Source organism: Streptococcus anginosus, from assembly GCF_900636475.1.
Lineage (GTDB): Bacteria > Bacillota > Bacilli > Lactobacillales > Streptococcaceae > Streptococcus > Streptococcus anginosus.
This window is the reverse complement of the sequence record NZ_LR134283.1, coordinates 536,232-557,957: the sequence shown is the minus strand read 5'-3', so window position 1 is coordinate 557,957 and position 21,726 is coordinate 536,232. Positions and strand designations below refer to the sequence as shown.

General features: G+C 37.4%; 22 protein-coding genes and 1 riboswitch. Of the genes, 4 read left to right on the top strand and 18 right to left on the bottom strand.

Translation table 11 applies throughout. The features are described 5' to 3' along the window. Positions 1 to 82: 82 nt before the first annotated feature. The 5 genes from EL079_RS02760 to EL079_RS02740 all read right to left on the bottom strand — a co-directional run bounded on the left by EL079_RS02760 (position 83) and on the right by EL079_RS02740 (position 5,898). Positions 83 to 1,825 carry an ABC transporter ATP-binding protein gene (locus EL079_RS02760; protein WP_003032790.1) on the bottom strand — a complete coding sequence of 581 codons (1,743 nt, stop codon included), beginning with the start codon at positions 1,823 to 1,825 and terminating at the stop codon, positions 83 to 85. Positions 1,826 to 1,827: 2 nt separating this feature from the next. Further along, complete coding sequence (locus EL079_RS02755; protein WP_018543492.1) at positions 1,828 to 3,567, bottom strand: ABC transporter ATP-binding protein; 1,740 nt, start codon at positions 3,565 to 3,567, stop codon at positions 1,828 to 1,830. A gap of 95 nt (positions 3,568 to 3,662) precedes the next feature. After that, the gene (locus EL079_RS02750) at positions 3,663 to 4,334 is read right to left on the bottom strand and encodes an MmcQ/YjbR family DNA-binding protein (protein ID WP_003033209.1); all 672 of its coding nucleotides are present in this window, start codon (positions 4,332 to 4,334) and stop codon (positions 3,663 to 3,665) included. A 12-nt stretch (positions 4,335 to 4,346) separates the two neighbouring features. After that, a complete protein-coding gene (locus EL079_RS02745; protein WP_003024673.1) occupies positions 4,347 to 4,979 on the bottom strand; it encodes a copper homeostasis protein CutC in 633 nt (210 codons plus the stop codon). A gap of 55 nt (positions 4,980 to 5,034) precedes the next feature. Then, positions 5,035 to 5,898, bottom strand: coding sequence for a GNAT family N-acetyltransferase (locus tag EL079_RS02740; protein ID WP_018543493.1), 864 nt, complete (start codon positions 5,896 to 5,898; stop codon positions 5,035 to 5,037). Between the two features lie 143 nt (positions 5,899 to 6,041). On the opposite strand from EL079_RS02740, the gene EL079_RS02735 reads away from it, so the two are divergent. After that, entirely contained in the window at positions 6,042 to 6,566 is a 525-nt protein-coding gene (locus EL079_RS02735; RefSeq protein ID WP_003033204.1) for an ECF transporter S component, read from the top strand. Positions 6,567 to 6,604: 38 nt separating this feature from the next. Then, positions 6,605 to 7,114 (top strand): transcription repressor NadR, encoded by a 510-nt coding sequence (locus EL079_RS02730; protein ID WP_003033213.1) that lies wholly within the window; start codon positions 6,605 to 6,607, stop codon positions 7,112 to 7,114. Between the two features lie 58 nt (positions 7,115 to 7,172). On the opposite strand, the gene kphA is transcribed toward EL079_RS02730, so the two are convergent. The 5 genes from kphA to ligA form a co-directional block, all read right to left on the bottom strand. Then, positions 7,173 to 7,412: an RNA-binding protein KphA gene (gene kphA, locus EL079_RS02725; RefSeq protein WP_003001620.1), complete on the bottom strand. Its 240-nt coding sequence runs from the start codon at positions 7,410 to 7,412 to the stop codon at positions 7,173 to 7,175. An 18-nt stretch (positions 7,413 to 7,430) separates the two neighbouring features. Next, positions 7,431 to 7,703 (bottom strand): 30S ribosomal protein S16, encoded by a 273-nt coding sequence (rpsP, locus tag EL079_RS02720; RefSeq protein ID WP_003024685.1) that lies wholly within the window; start codon positions 7,701 to 7,703, stop codon positions 7,431 to 7,433. A 118-nt stretch (positions 7,704 to 7,821) separates the two neighbouring features. Next, on the bottom strand, positions 7,822 to 10,122 hold the full coding sequence (gene pulA, locus EL079_RS02715) for a type I pullulanase (protein ID WP_018543494.1): 2,301 nt from the start codon (positions 10,120 to 10,122) through the stop codon (positions 7,822 to 7,824). 13 nt (positions 10,123 to 10,135) lie between these two features. Continuing rightward, a complete protein-coding gene (locus EL079_RS02710; protein ID WP_003030800.1) occupies positions 10,136 to 11,095 on the bottom strand; it encodes a diacylglycerol kinase family lipid kinase in 960 nt (319 codons plus the stop codon). Between the two features lie 8 nt (positions 11,096 to 11,103). Continuing rightward, positions 11,104 to 13,062 carry an NAD-dependent DNA ligase LigA gene (gene ligA / locus EL079_RS02705; RefSeq protein ID WP_003030782.1) on the bottom strand — a complete coding sequence of 653 codons (1,959 nt, stop codon included), beginning with the start codon at positions 13,060 to 13,062 and terminating at the stop codon, positions 11,104 to 11,106. A 198-nt stretch (positions 13,063 to 13,260) separates the two neighbouring features. Here ligA and EL079_RS02700 point away from each other — a divergent pair, with 198 nt between their 5' ends. Then, positions 13,261 to 14,208 (top strand): 2-dehydropantoate 2-reductase, encoded by a 948-nt coding sequence (locus EL079_RS02700; protein ID WP_018543496.1) that lies wholly within the window; start codon positions 13,261 to 13,263, stop codon positions 14,206 to 14,208. 135 nt (positions 14,209 to 14,343) lie between these two features. Here the strand turns inward: EL079_RS02700 and EL079_RS02695 are convergent, their stop codons facing one another. Then, positions 14,344 to 14,853 (bottom strand): QueT transporter family protein, encoded by a 510-nt coding sequence (locus tag EL079_RS02695; protein ID WP_018543497.1) that lies wholly within the window; start codon positions 14,851 to 14,853, stop codon positions 14,344 to 14,346. Then, positions 14,851 to 14,959: riboswitch (PreQ1 riboswitch) on the bottom strand. (Overlaps the previous gene by 3 nt.) A 28-nt stretch (positions 14,960 to 14,987) precedes the next feature. Here EL079_RS02695 and EL079_RS02690 point away from each other — a divergent pair. Then, positions 14,988 to 15,431, top strand: coding sequence for a GtrA family protein (locus EL079_RS02690; protein ID WP_003030785.1), 444 nt, complete (start codon positions 14,988 to 14,990; stop codon positions 15,429 to 15,431). A gap of 66 nt (positions 15,432 to 15,497) precedes the next feature. On the opposite strand, the gene EL079_RS02685 is transcribed toward EL079_RS02690, so the two are convergent. The 7 genes from EL079_RS02685 to EL079_RS02655 form a co-directional block, all read right to left on the bottom strand. Beyond that, positions 15,498 to 16,205 carry a B3/B4 domain-containing protein gene (locus EL079_RS02685; protein ID WP_003030803.1) on the bottom strand — a complete coding sequence of 236 codons (708 nt, stop codon included), beginning with the start codon at positions 16,203 to 16,205 and terminating at the stop codon, positions 15,498 to 15,500. 10 nt (positions 16,206 to 16,215) lie between these two features. Further along, positions 16,216 to 16,665 (bottom strand): MarR family winged helix-turn-helix transcriptional regulator, encoded by a 450-nt coding sequence (locus tag EL079_RS02680; RefSeq protein ID WP_003030798.1) that lies wholly within the window; start codon positions 16,663 to 16,665, stop codon positions 16,216 to 16,218. Between the two features lie 167 nt (positions 16,666 to 16,832). Continuing rightward, the gene (locus EL079_RS02675; RefSeq protein ID WP_003030780.1) at positions 16,833 to 17,600 is read right to left on the bottom strand and encodes an AraC family transcriptional regulator; all 768 of its coding nucleotides are present in this window, start codon (positions 17,598 to 17,600) and stop codon (positions 16,833 to 16,835) included. 163 nt (positions 17,601 to 17,763) lie between these two features. Beyond that, positions 17,764 to 18,435: a beta-glucanase gene (gene bglS / locus EL079_RS02670; RefSeq protein ID WP_223349561.1), complete on the bottom strand. Its 672-nt coding sequence runs from the start codon at positions 18,433 to 18,435 to the stop codon at positions 17,764 to 17,766. Between the two features lie 76 nt (positions 18,436 to 18,511). Continuing rightward, the gene (bglS, locus tag EL079_RS09920) at positions 18,512 to 19,858 is read right to left on the bottom strand and encodes a beta-glucanase (protein WP_003030771.1); all 1,347 of its coding nucleotides are present in this window, start codon (positions 19,856 to 19,858) and stop codon (positions 18,512 to 18,514) included. Positions 19,859 to 19,925: 67 nt separating this feature from the next. Continuing rightward, a complete protein-coding gene (locus EL079_RS02660) occupies positions 19,926 to 20,771 on the bottom strand; it encodes a carbohydrate ABC transporter permease (RefSeq protein ID WP_003030789.1) in 846 nt (281 codons plus the stop codon). A 13-nt stretch (positions 20,772 to 20,784) separates the two neighbouring features. Next, positions 20,785 to 21,726 (bottom strand): carbohydrate ABC transporter permease, encoded by a 942-nt coding sequence (locus EL079_RS02655; protein WP_003030795.1) that lies wholly within the window; start codon positions 21,724 to 21,726, stop codon positions 20,785 to 20,787.

Sequence of the window (21,726 nt, the reverse complement as noted above, 5' to 3'; positions counted from 1 at the left end):
CAATCACCTACTGCGTTATTCGTTTATTACTAAATCTGATAGAAGCTGGGACACTTTTTGCCCAGCCTCCTTCTTTAACATATCACTCTTCTTTCATCATTCCAGCCTGCAATTGATACATTTTATAATAAGTCCCCTTAAGCGCTAGAAGCTCTTCGTGTGTGCCAGATTCAATGATACGGCCTTGTTCCATGACATAAATGCAGTTAGCGTCCTGAATGGTAGACAGACGGTGAGCAATGGCAATCGTTGTTCGTCCTTGGCGCATTTTTTTTAGCGAAGTTTGGATAAGTTCTTCGGTCTCTGAGTCGATATTAGCGGTTGCCTCGTCCAAAATCAAGATTTTGGGCTTGGTAGCGATTGTTCGAGCAAAAGCTAGCAATTGCCTTTGTCCACTTGAAAAAGTCGCACCTCGCTCAGTTACTGGACTGTCATAACCTGCAGGAAGCTGAGTGATAAAGTCGTGAGCATCCACAAACTTAGCAGCTTCTACAATATCTTCTCGACTCATATTTTCCTGATACATTTGGATATTAGAAGCAATGGTACCGTGATAGAGGAAAGGATCTTGAAGAACTAAACCAATATTGCGGCGTAATTCAGCTTGACTGTAATCCTTAATGTTTTGATTATCAATTAAAATTTCTCCTCTTTCAAATTCATAAAAACGCAGAAAGAGATTGATGATCGAAGACTTGCCTGAGCCAGTCGCACCGACAAAGGCGATTGTTTCCCCCTGCTTGACTGAAAATGAAATATCTTTCAGAACATCACGCTTGCCGTCGTATGAAAAGGAAACATGACGAAATTCAATATTCCCAGCTGTAATTTCCAATGGAAGATTAGCTTGATTGGGCTCATAGTCTCTGCGGTCTATGATTGCAAAAACACGGTCTGCAGCCACCATAGATGTCTGTAAAACAGAGTAATTCTGCATCAAATCAATCAGAGGATTAAAAAGTTGATTGACATATTGTATAAAAGCATACATAACCCCTGCTGTCACTCCTGCAACCTGCCAAGTAAAGCCAAAGTAAGCTAAAATAACTGCATAAGCTAAAATTTTCAGCAAAGACATAGCTGGACGCAGAAAAAGGCTATTGATATTGAGATAGCGAACTGTATACTCCAAATGCTCGCCGTTAATCGTTTCAAATTCATTTATCAGGCGTTTTTCCTGACCAAACGCCTGAATAATTCGCATCCCCTCAATACTTTCAGAAAGTTTGACATTCAAATCGCTCAGTTTGCTTCGGACGAGTTTGAGGAGACGATTAGATAAGCGTTGATAAAGTAAAATGGAGCCCAGCATGACTGGTAAAAAGAGTACAATAAGTCCTGTCAAGCGCCAATTCAAGGTGCACATCGTCACTACTGTTACAACAAGAATAAAAATGGAACTTATAAAGCTTGAGAAGATGCTACTAAACATATCTGCTACCGCTTGTGTATCATTCGTCAAACGGGAGACAATCGCTCCTGCAGCCGTTTGATCAAAATAAGCCATACGTAACCGCTCAATATTTTCAAAACTCTCCTGACGCAGATCGCGAACAATGCTATATGCCACACGGGCAAAAGAATACTGTCCTAAGAAAGTAAATAGCACCCTCAACAGAAAGAGAGCATAATAGAGAATCAGAATATAAAATCCCGCCATAATCTGATGACGACTGATAAAATGGTCAATGAAATACCGAGCCAAAAGTGGCAAAGCTGTCGTTACCAAAGTTGTTGCAAAGATAAAAGTAAGTGCCAAAATGCTCACCCATTTATAACGCCACATATAAGTCAGAAGGCGATGAAAAGTTGCTTGTTTTTTCATAATCACTCCTCCTTCAGACTTTCTGCCAATTGCTGATTATGATAAGTGCGCGCATACCAACCGTTTTGAGCCAGCAATTCTTGGTGTGTGCCTCGCTCTTTAATGCGCCCATTTTCCATAACTAAGATCAAATCTGCATGAACAACTGCTGACAGTCGGTGAGCAGTAATAATAGTTGTTTTACCATCTCTTTCTCCCTTAAGGTTTTCTAAAATCAAATGCTCTGTTTTAGCATCAACAGCAGACAAAGAATCATCTAAGATTAAAATATCTGGTTTCAGAACGAGTGCACGACTCATCGCTAAACGTTGCTTTTGGCCTCCTGAAAGTGACACTCCACGTTCACCAACAATCGTATGAAAGCCTTCCGGCATGGCAATAATATCCTCATAAAGGCCACAAAGTTTACTAGCTTGAATCACTTCGTCATCTGACAAGTCTGGATTTGCAAAACGAATATTGTCCGCAATTGACATCGCAAAAAGAATCTGCTCTTGTGGCACGTAACCAATCAAGCTCCGCAAATCATTTAAGCTATAATCTCGAATATCATGATCATTCAGATAAATAGCACCTTCTTGAATATCCTGTTCTCGCATGAGCAGGCGTAATAGTGTTGTTTTGCCAGAACCTGTTTGTCCAACAATTCCTAGCGTCTGCCCTTTTTCTAATGCAAAATGAATATTGGATAAAGTGGTTGCTTTCTCGTAAGAAAAACGCTGAATATCATAAAGCAAACGACCATTTTGTATAGGGGAAACGGGATTGTTGGTCTCTTTGACATCCGACTTTTCTGTCAACAGTCGCTCAATCCGCTCATAAGAAACCATTCCTCTCTGGCTAATATTAAAGAGATAACCCATCGCCTGCAAAGGCCATACCAGCATATCTAGATAAGTAATAAACGTCACTAACTCCCCAACTGTAAATTGCCCTCTAGAGATGAAGATTCCTCCAAAAATCAAAGTTAACGCATAAGATAAGCCAATGAAAATCAGAACCATAGGGTCGAAGAGAGAATTGTATTTAGCAGCGAGAATATTCTTCTCATAGACATCCTGATTTGTCCTAGCAAAAGAGTGACTTTCTGCTTTTTGATAGCCAAAAGATTTCGTTACTTTAACCCCTGAAACGCTTTCCTGTACCTTGTTATTCAAGTCAGAAAAAGCCTCCTGAGCTGCTTTAAAGCTCTCATGATTTTTTCGTCCAATTAAACTGGTTCCCCAAGAAAGAAATGGCAATGGCAAAATAGCAATCAAAGTCAAGCGCCAGTCTAAAACAAAAAACATAGTCAACAGCGTTACCAGTGCTGTAATAGAGGCGTCTACCGCCGACATGACACCCCCACCTGCCACACTTACAACTGCGTTAATGTCATTCGTTGCATGCGCCATCAAATCTCCCGTTCGATATTTTTGGTAAAAAGACGGTGCCATTTGGGTAAAGTGCTCAAAAAGCTGAGAACGCAAAAGTCGTCCCAAATGATTTGCTGTACCAAAAATATATAGACGCCAAAGATAACGCAGACCATACATAATAAAGGCTGAAGCAACCAAAAGTAAAAGATTTAAAAGCAACTGGTCTGACGTTAGATTTCGGCTAGCAATGCGGTCAATCACCACGCCGATTACTCTAGGAGGAATTAAATTAAAAACACTAACCAAAGACAAGGCTAGAATTCCGATAATATAACGTTTTTTCTCCAGTTTGAAAAACCAGCCCAATTTTCTAATAAGATTCATGCTCTCTCCTCTGCTATTACTGATTACCATTATACACTATTTTGTTGCATTATCTGTAAAAATAAAACGCAGCTAGCGCAACCTAACTGTGTTCCTCATTTCTTTTGGGTCAATTCAAAGCTCTTATCCAAAAGGGAAAAAAGTTCTGTATCTGATAAAGTATCATCCAAGGGCAGGCTCAGCCAATATTTTTTGTTCATGTGAAATGCTGGGTAAATCCCTGTTTTTTTAAGTAAATCAGACACTTGATTGTTTTTGACATTCAGCACTTCTATTTGACCAGTTTTGCCATTTTCAAACTTCGACCAGTCTATCGTCATAAAAATACCATACCATTTTTTAGTATCCTGATGTCGAAAAACACCAGCATGAAGATTGCCATTTTTTGAAGAATTCTCCCAGAGATATTCCAGTCGTCCGCCATAGGTCTTCGCTACATAATCCTGCAAGCGGCTGCTCTGTTCATAAAGAAAGCCAACTTCCTCAAAACAATTAGCTCGAATCATCAAAAAAATCTCCTGACAAGCTTCACGGACTTGACCGACAAATTCACCTGTCATAGTCCTCATTTTGACTTGCACGTATTCATCACCAGTCTCTTGGTCAAACACTTGATAGTCCAGCTTCTCACCCTGAAGTTTTAGCTGTAACAGAAAATCACCATTCATTATTTCCTGAGAATAAACAAACTCTTCTCCTCTTTTTTCAAAACCAAATACCTGTAATTTTTCTGGATTTGCTTGATATTTCTCAAATAAGTCTAACATGATCTTCACTTTCTAAAATACAATTTTGGTACCATGAAGTTGATTGACGCCGAGCTTTGCAACAATTTCATCACGATTATCAACCGTAATACCGCCTCCTGGTAAAATATCAATCCGACCAGCTGCATGATTTATCAATTCATATAACCAAGAAAAATGCTCTTGAATCGGCTCTTCTGCCAGTCCACCGTGAGTTAGAATCCGTTTCACGCTATGTTCCATTAGCCAGTCCATTTCACTAAATTGATGTTCTCTTGGAGTAGCGTCAAAAGCCATGTGAAAGACGACTTCCAGCCCTTGCGAGGCTTTTAATAATTTTTCCATTTTTGGATAATCAATTTTATTAGCAGTTGTCAAAACACCAAAAACAAGTCCGTGTGTCCCAGCGCTGCGCGCCATTTGAATGTCTTCTAGCATGATTTCCATTTCCAAGTCATTGTATACAAAGTCTCCCCCGCGTGGACGAATCATCGTCATAACGGTCACATTGTAAGGTTTTGCTAGCTCAACAGCCGCTTTTATGACACCGTAACTAGGCGTTGTTCCGCCAACTGCTAGATTATCGCAAAGTTCAATTCGTCGAGCACCAGCCTGCATGGCTTTTTCCAAATTAGTCACATTTTCTGCACAAAATTCATAAATCATTTTTGACCTCTTCTATGTGAAAGTGTTTTCTTGTTTATTATAACATAATCACTATTTATTCTTCAAAATCTTTCGCGACTCGCTGGCACCAATCCAACCATTTTTTCCTATGATCCGACTCAGACAAGATACGATTTTCTAAATCTTTTATCGTAAAAATTCCTTTTTCTTCACAAGTTTTAAGGCAATAGTAATAGAAATCCCAATTCAAATTGTCCTCTTCTGCATAAACTGGAATCTCTTCAAAACCAGCTTGATAGGCTATAAATGCTCTGCTGTGGCCATCAGTGAAAAAGATTTTATCTTTCAATCGCTTAATTGGTAAAGGCTTTAAAGCGTTTATGTCCTTTGTATCAAACCATGCCTGTACTTGCTCTAATTTCTTTTTAGAAAGATAAAATTGACTTGATTGAATAGCTGACAAAGAAAGCGTCAAATCCAAAGCATAGCGATGCCCATTTTCAGTCTTTTCCAAAGGATAAAACCCTACTAACTCAAACATCTTCTTAGAAGCTTCATTGTCATCATAGATTTCTTGAACATACAAGCGCTTATAACCCAACTTGCGTCCGCGTTCAACCAATGCCTGAACAACTGTCCTCCCGATTCCCTGACCACGATAAGCTGAATTGCCAATAACAATCGGCATGTCCTCTTGCCAAAAACTCACATCACCAATCGGCTGCCAACCTGCATTTGTCAAAACTTCAATAAAATACACTTCTCCACGCTGAGTAAGATAGTCATACATTTTCTTGATTCGTTGAAGCGTGTAAGGCTCTCGACTACCATCTATCAAATGAATCACCTCAGGGTCTTGATACCAAAAAAAAGCGAGATGAGCTTGTCCATCATACTTTCGCAAACGTAAGGAAGAATCAATGGAAATATACTCTGGTTGTTTCTTTACATCTATCATAATATTCTCCTCTTACTGACATTCTAACAGAAATGACACAGATTGTTTAGGAATTCTGTCCTATTCTATCAAAATTTTCTCTTGACATTATCTGAAAAAACAGTATACTATACTTGTGTATATACAGTAAAAAGGAGAAAATTATGAAACCTAAAACAAAAAATCAATTTATAACTCTTACAGCTCTCTTGACTGCACTAGCTATTGTTATTCCGATGGTTATGCCTGCAAAAATTATTATTCCACCTGCATCCTACACTTTGGCAAGCCATGTTCCCATCTTTTTAGCCATGTTTATCTCGCCGTTAATGGCTTTGATCGTTATTCTAGGATCTACTTTTGGTTTTTTAGTAGCTGGTTATCCCATTGTTATCGTTCTTCGCGCCCTGTCGCACATATTCTTCGGCTTGGTAGGCGCTCTTTATCTAAAAAAATATCCTAAAGCTTTAGATAAACCAATCCAGACTTGGATTCTTAATATTGTCCTTGCCTTTATTCATGCAATTGCTGAAGTCCTTGCTTGCCTCATCTTTTACGCCTCAACTTCTTTTCCAGCAAATATGTTTTATCTGCTTTTCATCCTCGTAGGAGTTGGAACTATTATTCATAGTATCGTTGATTTTATCATTGCACAATTTATCTATAAAGCTCTACAAAAAATCCGCTAAATCTTGAATATTTAACAGATTTATTCTACAATGAATTTATGATAAAACAAAGAAGAACAGATTTATTACAGCTTTTAAAAACTGCGGAAACTCCCTTAAATGGACAAATTTTAGCAGAGAAATTCCATGTTACTCGACAAATCATTGTACAAGACATTGCCGTTTTACGAGCAGATGGCGCCCCTATTATTAGTACAAATCGAGGCTATATTTACAAAACGAATGATACTGCTAAATATTATCACCAGCTTTTTAAAGTTAAGCATACGATTGAAGATATTGAAGTGGAATTACTGGCAATTGTAGATAACGGTGGACGAGTTCAAAATATTATGGTAGAGCATCCCGTTTATGGGGAAATTCAAACCTATCTGAAATTAACTTGTCGCAGAGATGTTCAGCATTTCATTCAACAAATTCACGAGACCAATTTCCGCGGTTTATCTGAATTGACAGACGGTGTCCATTATCATCTAGTAGAAGCTGATTCGCAACAAGATTTAGACTATGTCGAAAAAGCATTAGAAGAATTGGGATTTTTAATATAAAATTCAAACATGCTTTCTATATAGATTTTAAAAAAATAGAGCCTGAATGGCTCCATTTTTATTTTTCATCAATAACAATTCTGACTTTTTTATCTTCGGTTGGGACAGAATAAACAATCGTTCTTATCGCAGAGATCGTGCGACCTTTACGACCGATTACACGTCCAACATCACTAGGGTCAAGATCTAAATGATATTCCAAAAATTCTGGTGTATCTTCAATCTTGATAGTTAAAGCATCTGGTTGTGAAATCAAAGGTTTCACTATCGCAATAATAAGATTTTCAATCGTGTCCATAGTCAACCTGCACTTCTATTATTTAGAGTATTTAGAATCGTGGAATTTCTTCATTACGCCAGCTTTTGAAAGAATGTTACGAACAGTATCAGAAGGTTGAGCACCTTTTGACAACCAGTCAAGAATACGATCTTCTTTTAAAGTTACTTGGTTTTCAGCAACAAGTGGATTGTATGTTCCAACTGTTTCAATAAAACGTCCGTCACGAGGTGAACGTGAGTCTGCTACGTTGATACGGTAGAAAGGTTTTTTCTTAGAACCCATACGAGTTAAACGGATTTTAACTGCCATTTTAAAAATTTCTCTTTTCTCTTTTTTATTTTTAGGAATAGCAGAGCTACTCCCAACATACTCTATCTTATCACAAGAAAGAAAAGGTGTCAAGAAAAAATCTTGACATCTTTTGATATTACCATTCTACGACTTCAAAGACTGTAGCTGTCAGATCTTCAACAAAAGAATCGCTAACTTGACGACTATTTCCAGCTACAAGTTTCAAATTTCCAATATCTTCAATATTGTATCTATCACCACTTGCGTTAAAAATAACGAGGTAATAATTATCATCTTTCACTTCAAAAATGACAATTCCGCTTCCGGAATGCGCCGAATGTACAAAGGCATGCTGGTAAATGTCATCATAATGCTGGTAAGAAAATTCTTTTGTTGTCGTTTTTAAACGAATCATCTGTTTGATATAGTTGATACTTTCTTGATGATGAGCTAATAAATCCCAGTCTACTTGATTGACAGCATCGGGAGCGTTATAACTGTTCATAGCACGCTTATAATCTGCCTGAATGGCATTCCCATTTGCTCCAGTTGCCACTAGTTTGCTACGTGAAAATTCCTGTCCCAACTCCATAAAACTCATGCCTTGCAAGAGGAGATTCATCGCAGTTGCTAATTCAATCCGCTTAGTACGAGTCAATTCATCATCATCTGGGTGCAGTTCAGCTAACAAATCGTGCAAATTGTAATTATCATGCGCTTCTACATAATTAACGACTTGTTTTGGCTCCAGATAGGTTCCTAGTTCACTACTTCCTAGAATTGCCTTGGCAACAATTGATTCTGTCGCTTGACCACTTACAAAGCCAGCTTTCAAACCACCATAAACCTCTGCGCCTTTGATAGCATCACGTTCAGTATCGTTGAAAAATCCGATATTAGGTAATTCAAAGGCATTATCTTTTTTGGCTTTGTCAAGCGGAAGCAAGCCTGTCCCCATATCCCAACCTTCACCGTATGTGAGAATTCTCGGGTCAATTTTATCTAACGCTTCCCGAATTTGACGCATCGTTTCAATATCATGAATGCCCATTAAATCAAAACGAAAACCATCAATATTATACTCTTTTACCCAATAAAGGATAGAATCAATCATGTATTTACGAAACATTTCATGCTCGCTGGCTGTCTCGCTCCCCACACCTGTTCCATTTTGGAAAGATCCGTCTGGATTCATTCGATAGTAATAATCAGGCACTGCTTGTTGAAACGGTGAATCATGAGTCGAATAAATATGGTTGTATACAACATCTATCACTACGGAAATGCCCGCATCATGATAGGCTTGAATCATCGTTTTTAAATCCCGCATTCCTTGAGACGGGTTTGCTGGATCTGTTGAAAAACTCGTTTCAGGAGCATTGTAATTTTGAGGGTCATAGCCCCAATTATACATTACATTTCCGTCTTGATCATACTCTTTGTGTCGATCAGAGATGGGCTGCAATTGTATGACATTGACACCTAATGACTGAATATAATCAAATCCTGTCGCTTGACCTGTTCTATTTTTTGTTCCTTTTTGACAGGCGCCTAAAAAGGTACCTCGATGTTTTTTAGATACACCAGAACTACTAGATTTCGTCAAATCTCGTACATGCATCTCATAAATAACAGCTTGACAAGGATTCTCTAGACGCCAAATTGCCTGTTGCCTTTGTTTCGCTTGGAAATGTTTTGGATTTCGCTCCGCAGGCGATAAAATGACAGAACGCTTTCCATCTTCCGTTACGGCTTCCGTATACGGATCGCGTGTTACTGTTTTGTGATGTTCAAACTCTAGCTGGTACTGATAGGCTTTATTTGCCAAGTCATCCGAAATCACCCGAGACCAGACTCCGATTGTATTTTTAGCATGATCTTTGGAAAAATCTTTTCCTCTTTGTAAGTCGTAGACCTTCCAGATTTTCGCTTTGTTAGTGCTATTCTTGTAGACTACTAGCTGAACTTTTTTTGCAGTCGGTGCCCAAAGTTTAAATTCAGCTTTTTTACCATCATACCGACAACCTAGCCAACCTTGATAGCCCCAATGTTGATCAAAACGTTTGTTATCTAATGCCATATCAAAAGCATGAGGATCTTGCTTTGCATAATACGGACTAGTCATAGCAGCCTGCCTAGAATAATAAACTTGACTGTCTCCTTCGATAATCCAAACCTCAGTCACTAAATGAGGCGGTAACAACTGGATGGAATAGTCAACCGACTGGTGAGACCAATCGGTTGTTTTTACAATGACATGGACATTATTCAAAGCTTGTTCGCTTTTATAGGACAAGGTCCCTTGAATCCCGAAATCATCATACTGGGAAAAAGTACTCTCTTCTCCCCATTTATTCATTTGCCATTTCCACATATTATAGGCTGCATAATTTCCTAATTGATTATGGTAATGGATTAAGACACGATAGTCTAACATCACATTCTCCTGATTATTCTTTATTCTCCAATGACAAAGCACTATCGCTAATCTCATCAATATTTGCAAAAAATTCTAAATGGTTATGAAGAACTTCCAATTCAACAGGAGTATCTCCACCATATTCGCCATCCAGATTTAACATGAATGGGGCTTTTTTGTCTAAAACTTCTAACTTTAACTTACTTGTTTTTAAATATTCTACATTCACATCTGTCACATGTTGACCACCATTGATTGCTTGAATCATCAACGCCAACATATCAAACAACCGAGCAGTTTTCACCAAAATTAAGGTGAAATTACCGTCATCTAGCACTGTATCTGGCGCTAATTTTTCAAAACCGCCGATTGAATTTGTCAAGGCAACAAAGATTAAAGAGACCTTGCCTTCAAACACACCGTGGTCGTGCTCAATATGTACTTTACGTAATTTAGATTTTGGCAGCATTTCTGCTCCTTTTGCGACATAGGCAAGGTAGCCTAGACGTGACTTGACTTCACTTGGAACACTATAGGTCAATTCTGTCAAAGTTCCCGCTGCAGCAATGTTAATAAAATATTTTTTCCCATAAGCCTGACCAATATCCATTTTTATGGTTTGATTTTTTTCAATGATACGAGCTGCTGCCACTGGATCCCCCATTGGAATCTTGAGGGCGCGTGCATAATCATTGGTCGTACCAGTTGGAATAAACGCCAACTTTGGACGATTTTCCAACGGTGCTACCCCATTGACCACTTCATTGATTGTCCCATCGCCACCAGCTGCAACAATTAAATCAAATCCCACTTTGGCTGCTCTCTCTGCTTCATTTTGAGCTGATAAAGGAGCTGGCGTCGTCTGATAAGCACTTGTTTCATAGCCTACATCTTCTAAAACGTCTAAAACTTCTGCGATATTTTTTTTAATAATTTCCTGACCAGAGGTCGGATTATAAATCAATCGTGCTCTTTTTCTAGCTGTTTCCATACAAACCTCTATAAACTCTCAAGCCAAATTTCATCACGAATGTCAATTCCTAACTCTTGAGCTTTTGTTAATTTACTTCCTGCATCTGCTCCGGCAACGACTAGACTTGTTTTCTTAGAGACCGAGCTCGTCACCTTTGCACCTAAACTTTCTAATTTCTTTTTCGCCTCTGAACGATTGAGACGTTCCAATTTTCCTGTTAAAACAACGGTCAATCCAGAAAGCGCTGCATCTGCTGCCACTTTTTCGCCAAGGTAGGTGAAATTTAACCCCGCTTCTTTTAATTCCGACAATAAAATATGAGTTCCTTCTTGTGCGAAATAGCTGGAAAGACTCTCAGCAATCACCATTCCTAGACTATCCAGCGCAGCAATTTCTTCTCTTTTTGCTTTTGCTAATTGCTCCAAATCATGAAAATGCTCCAACAAAATCTGACTGGCTTTACTTCCAACATGGCGAATGCCCAAGCCAAATAATAATTTCTCAGCAGAATTTTCCTTGGAAGCCTGAATAGCAGTATACAACTTATTAGCTGATTTTTCCTTAAAATTTTCCAATTGCAGCAAATCTTCGACAGTCAAGCGATAAATGCCAGCCACATCATTTACCAACTGCTGATCAAATAACTTTTCTACAACAGCAGGACCAAGACCAGTGATATTCATGGCATCGCGACTAGCAAAATGAATCAAGCCTTCTTTGATTTGTGCAGGACAACGTGGATTGATACAGCGCAAAGCAACCTCATCTTCAAAGTGAATCAACTCGCTGTTGCAACTTGGACAATTCTTTGGAATCTCCAATTTCTCTTTTGATTGGCGCTTGCTTTCAACCACTCGCAAAACAGCCGGAATAATGTCGCCCGCCTTATAAACGATAACTGTATCGTCTTTGCGAATATCTTTTTCAGCAATGTAATCTACATTGTGCAAAGTGGCTCGGCTGACCGTTGTCCCTGCTAATTGCACAGGCATCAAGTTGGCGGTCGGCGTAACAACTCCAGTCCGCCCAACCGTCCAGTCAACTGATAAAAGCTGCGCTTCTTTTTCCTCGGCTGGAAATTTGTAAGCAATCGCCCATTTAGGTGCTTTTACGGTAAAACCAAGCTCTTCTTGTACCGCCAAATCATTTACCTTGATTACAACACCGTCAATATCATACGGTAACTGGTCGCGTTCTTGAGCGATTTGTCCAATAAACTGCCACACTTCATCCATCGAATGTGCCAAAATATGCCGCTCATTCACGCTGAATCCATTTTTAGATAACTGATTTAAAACAGCTTCTTGGCTCGTCGCACTTGTTGGACTGGCTTCTTGATAGAGAAAGGTTGCAAGATTTCGCTTGGCAACAATCGCCGTATCCAACTGACGCAATGTTCCTGCCGCTGCATTTCTCGGATTAGCAAATTCTGGTTCTCCGTTTTCCTGGCGTAGCTGATTCACCGCGTCAAAAGAGCTACGTGGCATATAACATTCACCACGGACAGTCATATCAACTTCGCTTGGCAACTTTAAAGGAATATCTTTCACTCTTTTCAGATTTTCTGTGATATTTTCCCCAACAGAACCGTCTCCGCGAGTGGCTCCTGCAACCAAAATCCCATTTTCATACATAAGAGAAATGGAGAGACCGTCAATTTTTAGTTCACATAGATAGCTAACATCTGGAAAATCTTTCCGAATCCGTGCATCAAATACATCTAACTCTTCACGTGAAAAAGCATCCTGCAAACTATAGAGCGGATACTGGTGTTGGTATTTTTCAAAACCTTCTAAAACCTTACCTCCCACACGATGAGTTGGGCTATCAGGCTGAACGAACTCTGGATACTGCTTTTCTAAATCTAATAATTCATGATACAGCTTATCATATTCACTGTCCGATACGCTTGGATTATCAGTCGTATAATATTCATGAGCATACTGATTGAGCAACTTCACCAGTTCTAACATTCTGTCTTTCATATTTCTATTTTATCATAATTCATGCGTTTCTACAGCATTCTTACCTATATTCTTTACAAAAAATTAGACAAAAATGTAAAATAACAGAAAAATAATCGTTACTGTAGCAAATATTATAAATTTTAAAAATTTAATTGATTAAAATACATAAAAGAAGTAAAATATACTATAAATAAAAAAGCTAGGAGAATTGTTAGTATGAATATTACAATTGCAGGTGTCGGTGCCATGGGTAGTCGCTTTGCTTTGATGTTGCATCAAGCAGGACATAAAGTGACTTTAATAGATGGTTGGGAAGAGCATGTCATAGCTATCCAAAAAAATGGCTTACAAGCGAACTTAAATGGCGAAGAAGTTGTTGCTAAATTACCAATCTACTTTCAAAGTGAAGTAGATCCAACCTTATCTAATGACTTAATTATTCTGTTTACAAAAGCCATGCAGCTAGAAGCAATGTTAGCAGATATTCAGCCTTTAATACGAGACAATACAGCTGTTCTCTGCCTATTGAATGGGATTGGTCACGAAGAAGTCATTGAAAAATACGTCCCAAGAAATCAAATTATGATTGGAAATACCATGTGGACTGCTGGTATGGAAGAACCTGGACGTGCAAAATTATTCGGAAACGGCTCAATCGCTTTGAAGAATTTAGTCGCAGATCCAAAAGCCGAACAAGCAGCTTATAAAGTCATTGAAACCTTGAATTCTGCCGGATTAAATGCGCAATACACAGAAAACATCTTATACGCCATTTATAAAAAAGCTTGTGTCAACGGAACGATGAATAGTTTGTGTACCCTTTTGCTTGCTAATATGGCAGACTTTGGAGACACTACTCCTGCACATAATATTGTTGTGAAAATTGTTAGCGAGTTTGCAGAAGTTGCAAAACACGAAAATGTAGACTTGAATGTCACAGAAACCGTGGACTACATTGAAAAGAATTGTTATAATCGTGATACAATTGGCTTGCATTATCCGTCAATGTATCAAGATTTGAACGAGCACAATCGTTTAACAGAAATCGATTATATCAACGGAGCTATTGCACGAAAGGGACAACAATATGGTGTAGACACGCCATACTGTGCCCTTATAACTGAACTCGTCCATTGTAAAGAACAATTATTAGGTGCAAAATAAACTTAGCTAGAAAATTCATTGTTTTTACAAAAATCATAAAACGATATGGTCTTATATTTTTTAATTTCTAAATAAACAAAAATATGCCGAAGAATTTTTGGGCATATTTTTTATTGAATCTAATATTAACGAAAATTATTTTCCTAAATCAATCCGCTTATTTAGCTTGTCCATTAAAATTCCACCAATGATGAGTGAAGCAAACTCTCCTACTGCTGTCGTAAACCAGGTCAAGAAAAACGGTGCTTTAGCAACAATGTATAATTCAGCTGCAATGGTCACCATAGAAAGTGAAAAGAAAATCGCAAAATAAAAGAAAGCTTTATTGATTAGTCCATTAAACAAGTATTCATTCATGTATTTTCTAAAGAAATACACACCTAAGCTCAAAAAGACCAAGGTTGAACCACCACCGACAAAGACATCGATGATTCCAAAACTAAATAAATTTGCAATCATACACCCCAACGTGACTCCGATGATGTACTTTGGTTTATAAAAAGCCATAAAGTTCATCATTTCAGAAATCCGAAATTGGTAGGCACCGTAGCTAATAGCATTCAGGGGCGGTGTCATTGTCAGAGCAACGTAAATCGCAGCAACGAGAGCAATCTGAGCCATATCACGAACAGTAATTTTTTCCATATTTTCTCCTTTAGCGGCTAAACCGCGTGTAATATGCTTGACGAAAGGGAACTAAGCGCCAAGGGCTGTATTGACAAAACGAATACAGCTTTTCAAGTATAGCACATTTTTTGCAAATATGATAGACTAAATCTATGAAAAATTATATAAAACGCTTTTTCAATAACGAAATCTTATCCTATTTATTTTTTGGTGTTGCTACAACTGTTGTTGCAGTTCTTACACGTATGCTTTGTTATGCTTTGACGAGTAATGAATTACTTGCTACAGCTTTAGGAAATATCGCTGGTATTCTTTTTGCTTTTGCGACAAATGATACGATCGTTTTTAAACAAGAAAGAACGGGCTGGGGCGCTCGTTTTGTCAAGTTTGCTCTTGCGCGACTCTCTACTTTTCTGCTGGACATGGGACTCACACTCATTTTTGTCACAACATTTCCTAACATTATTGGTCAATTTGTCCACAATGACATCAAAGCAGTTAATACTATTGAAACTTTATTTGCTCAAATCGTTATTATTGTGCTCAATTATGTTTTTAGTAAAGTCTTTGTATTTAAAAATAAATCAAAGAAATAAAAAAACAAACCTGCCCAAAATGGTGGTTTGTCTGCAATCTCAAAGAGCTTGAAGGCTCTTTTTTTCTTAAATGTCTACACTTGGATTATCAATTGTTAGATGAGTGATTTCTCCTTTGACTCCAAAATAATCTTCAACTAAACTTTGCAATTCCTGCATAGCTGCTTGCGCGCGTTTAGCGTGGTCTTCATTGATTGCTTCGATGACTAATACTGCATCCGTTGTGCCTTCAGTCAGCATTGTCCGTTGCGCTTCCCTCCAGTTAAAACAACGACAAACAGCTCCTTCATCATCATAATAAATAATTTCCTCTGGAAGAGCTGGTGCGTCTGTCTCTGCACCAAGTGGAAAGAAAGGTTCGCCTCCTTGCGCTTTTCCAAGATGCAAGCCTCCTTGAATCTTAGCAATATCTTCACCACCACAAGGAACAGCATAGGAAAGTGACACACTGTTATAAATATCCACCAATGGATTGATTGGATTGAACTCACGACCTTGACTTACCCTTTTTAAAAGAGCTTCAATAGAAGAACGCGCACCTTTTTTAGTTTTAAACTTACTAAAAGCACCACGCCATTCTTGAATCACGTCATTTTGCGTAAAGATTTCATCTACGATAAAATCTTCTGCACGCTTGCTTCCCTTATCTAACAAAGATTTAAAATAAGGGTCTTTGCTTTCGTCAACGCTATTATCCAAACCTTTAACAACCATAATGCTAATTTGCGCTTGAGGGAATAATTCCCAAAATTCATTTTCAACTGTGACTTTCATTTTACACCTCTCAATAATTTCTTTTTTGTCCTTTTTTAACCAATTCCCAATCATCAGTAATATTCTGTCGCACCTTTTCTAACATGTCTTCTAACAATTGAGCGTCTTCTTTGGAAAATCCTGTCAAAGCCTGCTGCTCAGAATAAGTGTGCTCTGCTAAGATAAACGGATAAAGTTTTTTTCCTGTGTCTGTCGCAAAAAGCTCTTTATTTTTTAAATTTCCAGCTGCACTTCTTCTTTCAATCAAACCTTTACTCTCTAATTTTTTGACGGAGCGAGCAACAGTTGACCGATCAACTTTCAGCAAATCAGAAAGCTCTTCTTGAATAATACCGGGACTTTCTACGATACGAACCAAATAAAGGTACTGCCCTTTGGCCAAATCAACATGGCGAAATTCAATATTCGCCATTGAATCCAACGCTCGAGCGATAATACCAATCTCTCGCAAAATCATCATATTGTCTCCTTTGACAATTATTATAAACTATTTTTATTGCAAATGCAATAAAAATATCATAAAAAATAATCTTTAAAAATATTTAACATGTTGCTTAGCTCTATCATGAAGTGTTTAGATGTATGCTTGCATATTAGATAAAATATAAAAAAAGGAGTACCTCACTCCTAAGTCTCTTCAGATATGACATTTTTATCCCATTTGAGTGTATGATGCGTATCACGATATTTTTTAGGTGTAATACCTACTGTTTCCTTAAATTGTTGGATAAAGTGACTTTGTGATGAAAATGACAGGTGGTTTGCAATTTCAATCATAGAATAGTCGCTAAATTTCAATAAATCTTTAGCTACTTCCATTTTTTTATTTCTGACATAGGAACTCACTGAAATACCAACTTCTTTCTTAAACAAGCGTGATAAGTAACTTGATGAAACACCGTATTCTAAGGCCAATTGTTCGACAGTAATCCGTTCTTTAATATGACAGTAAATATAATCTTTACAAGCAGCAATGTGCTTAGAAGTTATATCTTTTTGAATACTACGACGCATTTTTTCGGTATAATCAATAACCATTTCATCATGCAAATTTTGGACTTCTTGAACTGTATGGAGATCATCCAATTTTTGAATATAAAAATCACTAAGGCGAAAGGCTTGCTCAAGTTCCATACCATTTTGTCCACACATCCGTGTAACTAGAGCGGTTGTGATAACGAAATGATATTTTAAGTTAGTTACAGGGTTTCGCGATAATTTCCCAACACCTTCTTTTTGTGTAAACCTTTCTTGTTCACAATTTTTACGAACGGTTTCAATATCTCCATTAGCAACAGCTTGATAAAAGAGAAACTCTTCGGTTAATGGGCGATGCTCTATTTCATCAGCATTATCGCTTGCAGCAAATAACTTCCATTCATCTTTGTAATTCATAAATCCTCCAACTATAAAATATAGGTTAACACTTAGCTATTTTGCAACAAATTAGAGTTCAAAATGCTATTTCTAAAAAAGTGATATTTAACTTTATTATACCACATCTGTTGTTTCCTTATTATAAATAAGAAAAAATCTCCAAATTTGGAGATTTTGAAACTTACTTAATCTCTTTTGCTTCATCGTAAGTAATCCAATTATAATAACCACAAAGCGGCGTTTGCCCATTATAGGCATCTAACCAAGTGTCTACGCCAATACCCGGCCAAGCATTCATCATAATTTTTCCAGGAGTTTCTGGAATATTTTCAGTTACTGTGTAAACAGCTTTGCCATCTACATACCAAGTAATGTTAGCTTCTTGCCAATCAAACCCATAAGTATGAAAATTCTCAGAAGCATCATACCCAAGATCAAATAGATATTCATGTCCTCCTTTGCCATCTGTAAAATAGTTAAACTGAACTTTTGTAGTATCTTTACCCAAAAATTCAATGTCAATTTCATCCCATTTTGTTTCGTCACTTGGACCTGTGTAAGTAAAGAAAGACGTAATAACACCTGGATTTTTAATCGGTTTCATTGAGACTTGATAAAAACCATAGCTGAAATAATCTCTAGTACGCCATTCCCCTCCAGTATAACCGCCTTGGCCATCACTATCAATCTTTAGAGACATAAGTCCATCTTTAAAAATCACATTTTCTGGCTTCCAGATACAATTAAACATGTCTCCATTTGCTCCGTTTCGTAGTTCCATATGACTAGCTTCATATTGTTCAAATTTTGTTTCATAATGAGTTAGTTTATTTTTCATTGTTAATGACTTCATGCTTTCTTCACTATTTTTTAATAAAGAGCTACTTCAATAAATAAATTGAAGAAGTTCACATTTTTATTCAAATATTTTAATGATAATTTTTCCGAAAAAGCAATACCATATTGCTTAAAATAATAAGGACAAGTCCAATTAAGCTAATTAAGGCACTGTCTTTTGTACCTGTCTTAGGAAGCTTACCAACTATGCTCCTCTCTTCTGTTTGTTGTGCAGCTTGATCTACATTAATAGCTTTTTTAGTGGCCACTTGTTGAATATCATTCGTATTTTTTCTTTGTTCTGATTTGTCTGTTTGCATAGGAACTGTTTCATTTTTCTCTGGTTCAACTGATGTTTGATCATCATCATTATCATTAGGTATTTTAACATCATCCTCTATTTTAGGAGTATCCTCTTCTTTAGCTGTAGTTTTTTTGTAAAAAACCCAATCATAAGTTGCTACCAATGGGGTCTTACCATCGAAAGGCTGTAACCAGTCATCTACCCCAATACCCGGCCAAGCATTCATCATGATTTTCCCTGGTGTTGTCGGAATATTATCAGTTGCTGTATAAACCGCCTTACCATCAACATACCAAATGATTTTATTTTCCTGCCATTCAAAACCGTAGGTATGAAAATCCTCAGACGCATCGAATCCCAAATCATGCATGTATTCGTGATTGCCTTGACCGTTAGTATAATAGTTGAACTGTACTTTCGTTGTATCTTTTCCTAAAAATTCAATATCAATTTCATCCCATGGATTATCGTCACTTGGACCAGTATAGGTAAAGAAAGAGCTAACTACACCAGGATTTTTAATGGCTTTCATGCGTACTTCAAATTTTCCAAAACCAAAAAACTGCCGTGTACGCCATTCTCCTGAATTATATTCTCCCTTACCATTCTCATTTAGCGTTAAAGTCAATTTTCCATCTTTAACACGAGTATTTTCTGGCACCCAACGACAGTTAAATGGATTCCCATTTGACCAATCTGATCGTTCCATTGTCGTATCGTCATAAATATCAAAATCTGTATGATACTGAATAGGTAGAACCTTTTTGGCAGCTACTTCTGACTGAGGTTTTTCAGTAGGTTCCGTGGCATCACTTTGTACTGCTACACCAACAGCATCTGTAGCTTTAACGTGGTTAGTGTCTGTTTCTGAATCAGGTATGTCGTTAGTTTGAGAATCTTTTGATTCCGAATTAGTAGGAGAAGCATCTTTACTAGTTGAGGTTTCCTCGCTTGTAGTTTCAGAAGTCACTAATTGCTTTGAATTGAATGTAGAATCTGTAGATGTCGTTACATTGATATCTGACTGAGTAGTTTCTGTTGCTCTCCCATCTGCGGAAGCCACTACTAAACCTGCTTGAAAACTACATACAACCGCTGCGTAACACATATATTTTAAAACTGTTTTCTTAGTCATAAAAAATCCTCATATTTAATTAAGTGATAATATTAAAGTCAATTAAACAAATATTACAAAAGTACCATTACTCTTTGACACCACCAAGAGTAACGCCGGCAATGATATATTTTGAAAGAAAGAGATAAACAATAATGATTGGAACAATGGCTACTAAAATCATTGTATAAATTTTGCCCATGTCAAAGTTCATATAGTCAGCACCACGTAAAGTTGCAATAAGAATTGGTACTGTCATCTTGGATTTTGATTGGATAACCAAAGCTGGAATGAAATAGTTATTCCACGAACCAACAAAAGTAAAAATGGCCTGAACAGCAATAGCTGGTTTCATGATGGGAAGAACGATCGTATTAAAGGTGCGAAATTCGCTAGAACCATCGATCCTTGCAGCTTCTACTAAAGAAACCGGTAGAGAAGCTTGCAAGTAACTGTACATGAAATAGAAAACAGCTGGCGATGCAATACTTGGAATAATTAAAGGTAACAAACTGTCATACATTCCCATATTAGTAATCAGACGAAGGAAACCCATTGATGTAACTTGAGTTGGCATAACTAGGATTGCCAAAATAAAGGTAAAGGCAATTTTCTTTAATTTGAAATCATAGACATAAAGTCCGTAAGCAGTTAGTGCTGAAAAGTAAGTACAGATAGCTGCTGTACAACCAGAAATAATTAAACTATTGAGAATGCCTCGAAGCATTGGGAAACTGCCATCGTTAGCAACTTTTGAAAGATTACTAAATAAAGAACTTCCCGGTAAAGCTGAAAAGCCTTTTTGTAACTCGGCATGTGAATGAGTTGCATTGATTATTAAAATGTAGAAAAAGAAGAGGCACATAAAAGATAAAGTTATCAATACGAAGTGTGCCACAATGATGCGTAGTCGATTTTGTATTTTTGTTGACATCGTAATCACCTCACTATGCCTTTCTAGCCTTTTGTTTCATTTTATGTTTTGTCATTTTTAGCTCATTATTAGTCATCTTGTAGACAAACCAACAAAGAATAGCACTCACAACAAATAGGTAAACTGACAATGCACCCGCCATACCATAGTTTTTACTCTTTAAATGATTATTCAAAAACATAATGAGTGTCGTAGACGTACGGTCTGGTGCCCCTTGACCATTGGTCAAAATTTGCGGTACATCAAACATTTGAAGCCCACCTATAATAGACGTAATTAACGTATAGGCAAGAATTGGTCGAATCATAGGAAGAGTGATATAAAAGAAACGCTGACGACTGTTACAACCATCAATTTCAGCAGCTTCAAAAATATCTGGATTTATTCCCATAATGGCTGCCATAAGCATGATAGTTGTATTACCGAACCACATCAAGAAGTTCATAACGCCAATCAATGAACGTGTTCCAAAAGCTGTGCCCATAAAGTCAATTGGTTCTTTAATCCATCCAAGAGTTTCCAAAATAGAATTGATAGGTCCGTTAGTTGAGAAAAGTGTAAAGAAAAGCATAGCAAATGCTGACGCCATAATTAGGTTTGGAAGATAAATGACCACCTTGAAAAATTGTTTACCACGAATTTTCAAGCGTGCATCTACAAACCAATTGGCTAAAAGCAAAGCGATAACGATTTGCGGAATAAAACCAATCAGCCACAAAATCATAGTATTCCCTGCATATCTCAACATATCTGATTTAAGTAAGTTGATATAATTTCCCAATCCTACAAAAGTCGGCCCAATTTCTCTAATTCCTGATTGGTAATATTCATAAAAGCTATAACGCACCGTGTCAATTAGCGGAACAAAAGAGAAAATAAAGAAACTCAGGAAGAAGGGGAGTATGAAAATATATCCCCATTTTCCATAATTGATGTGTTTGCGTTTTTGTCTCAT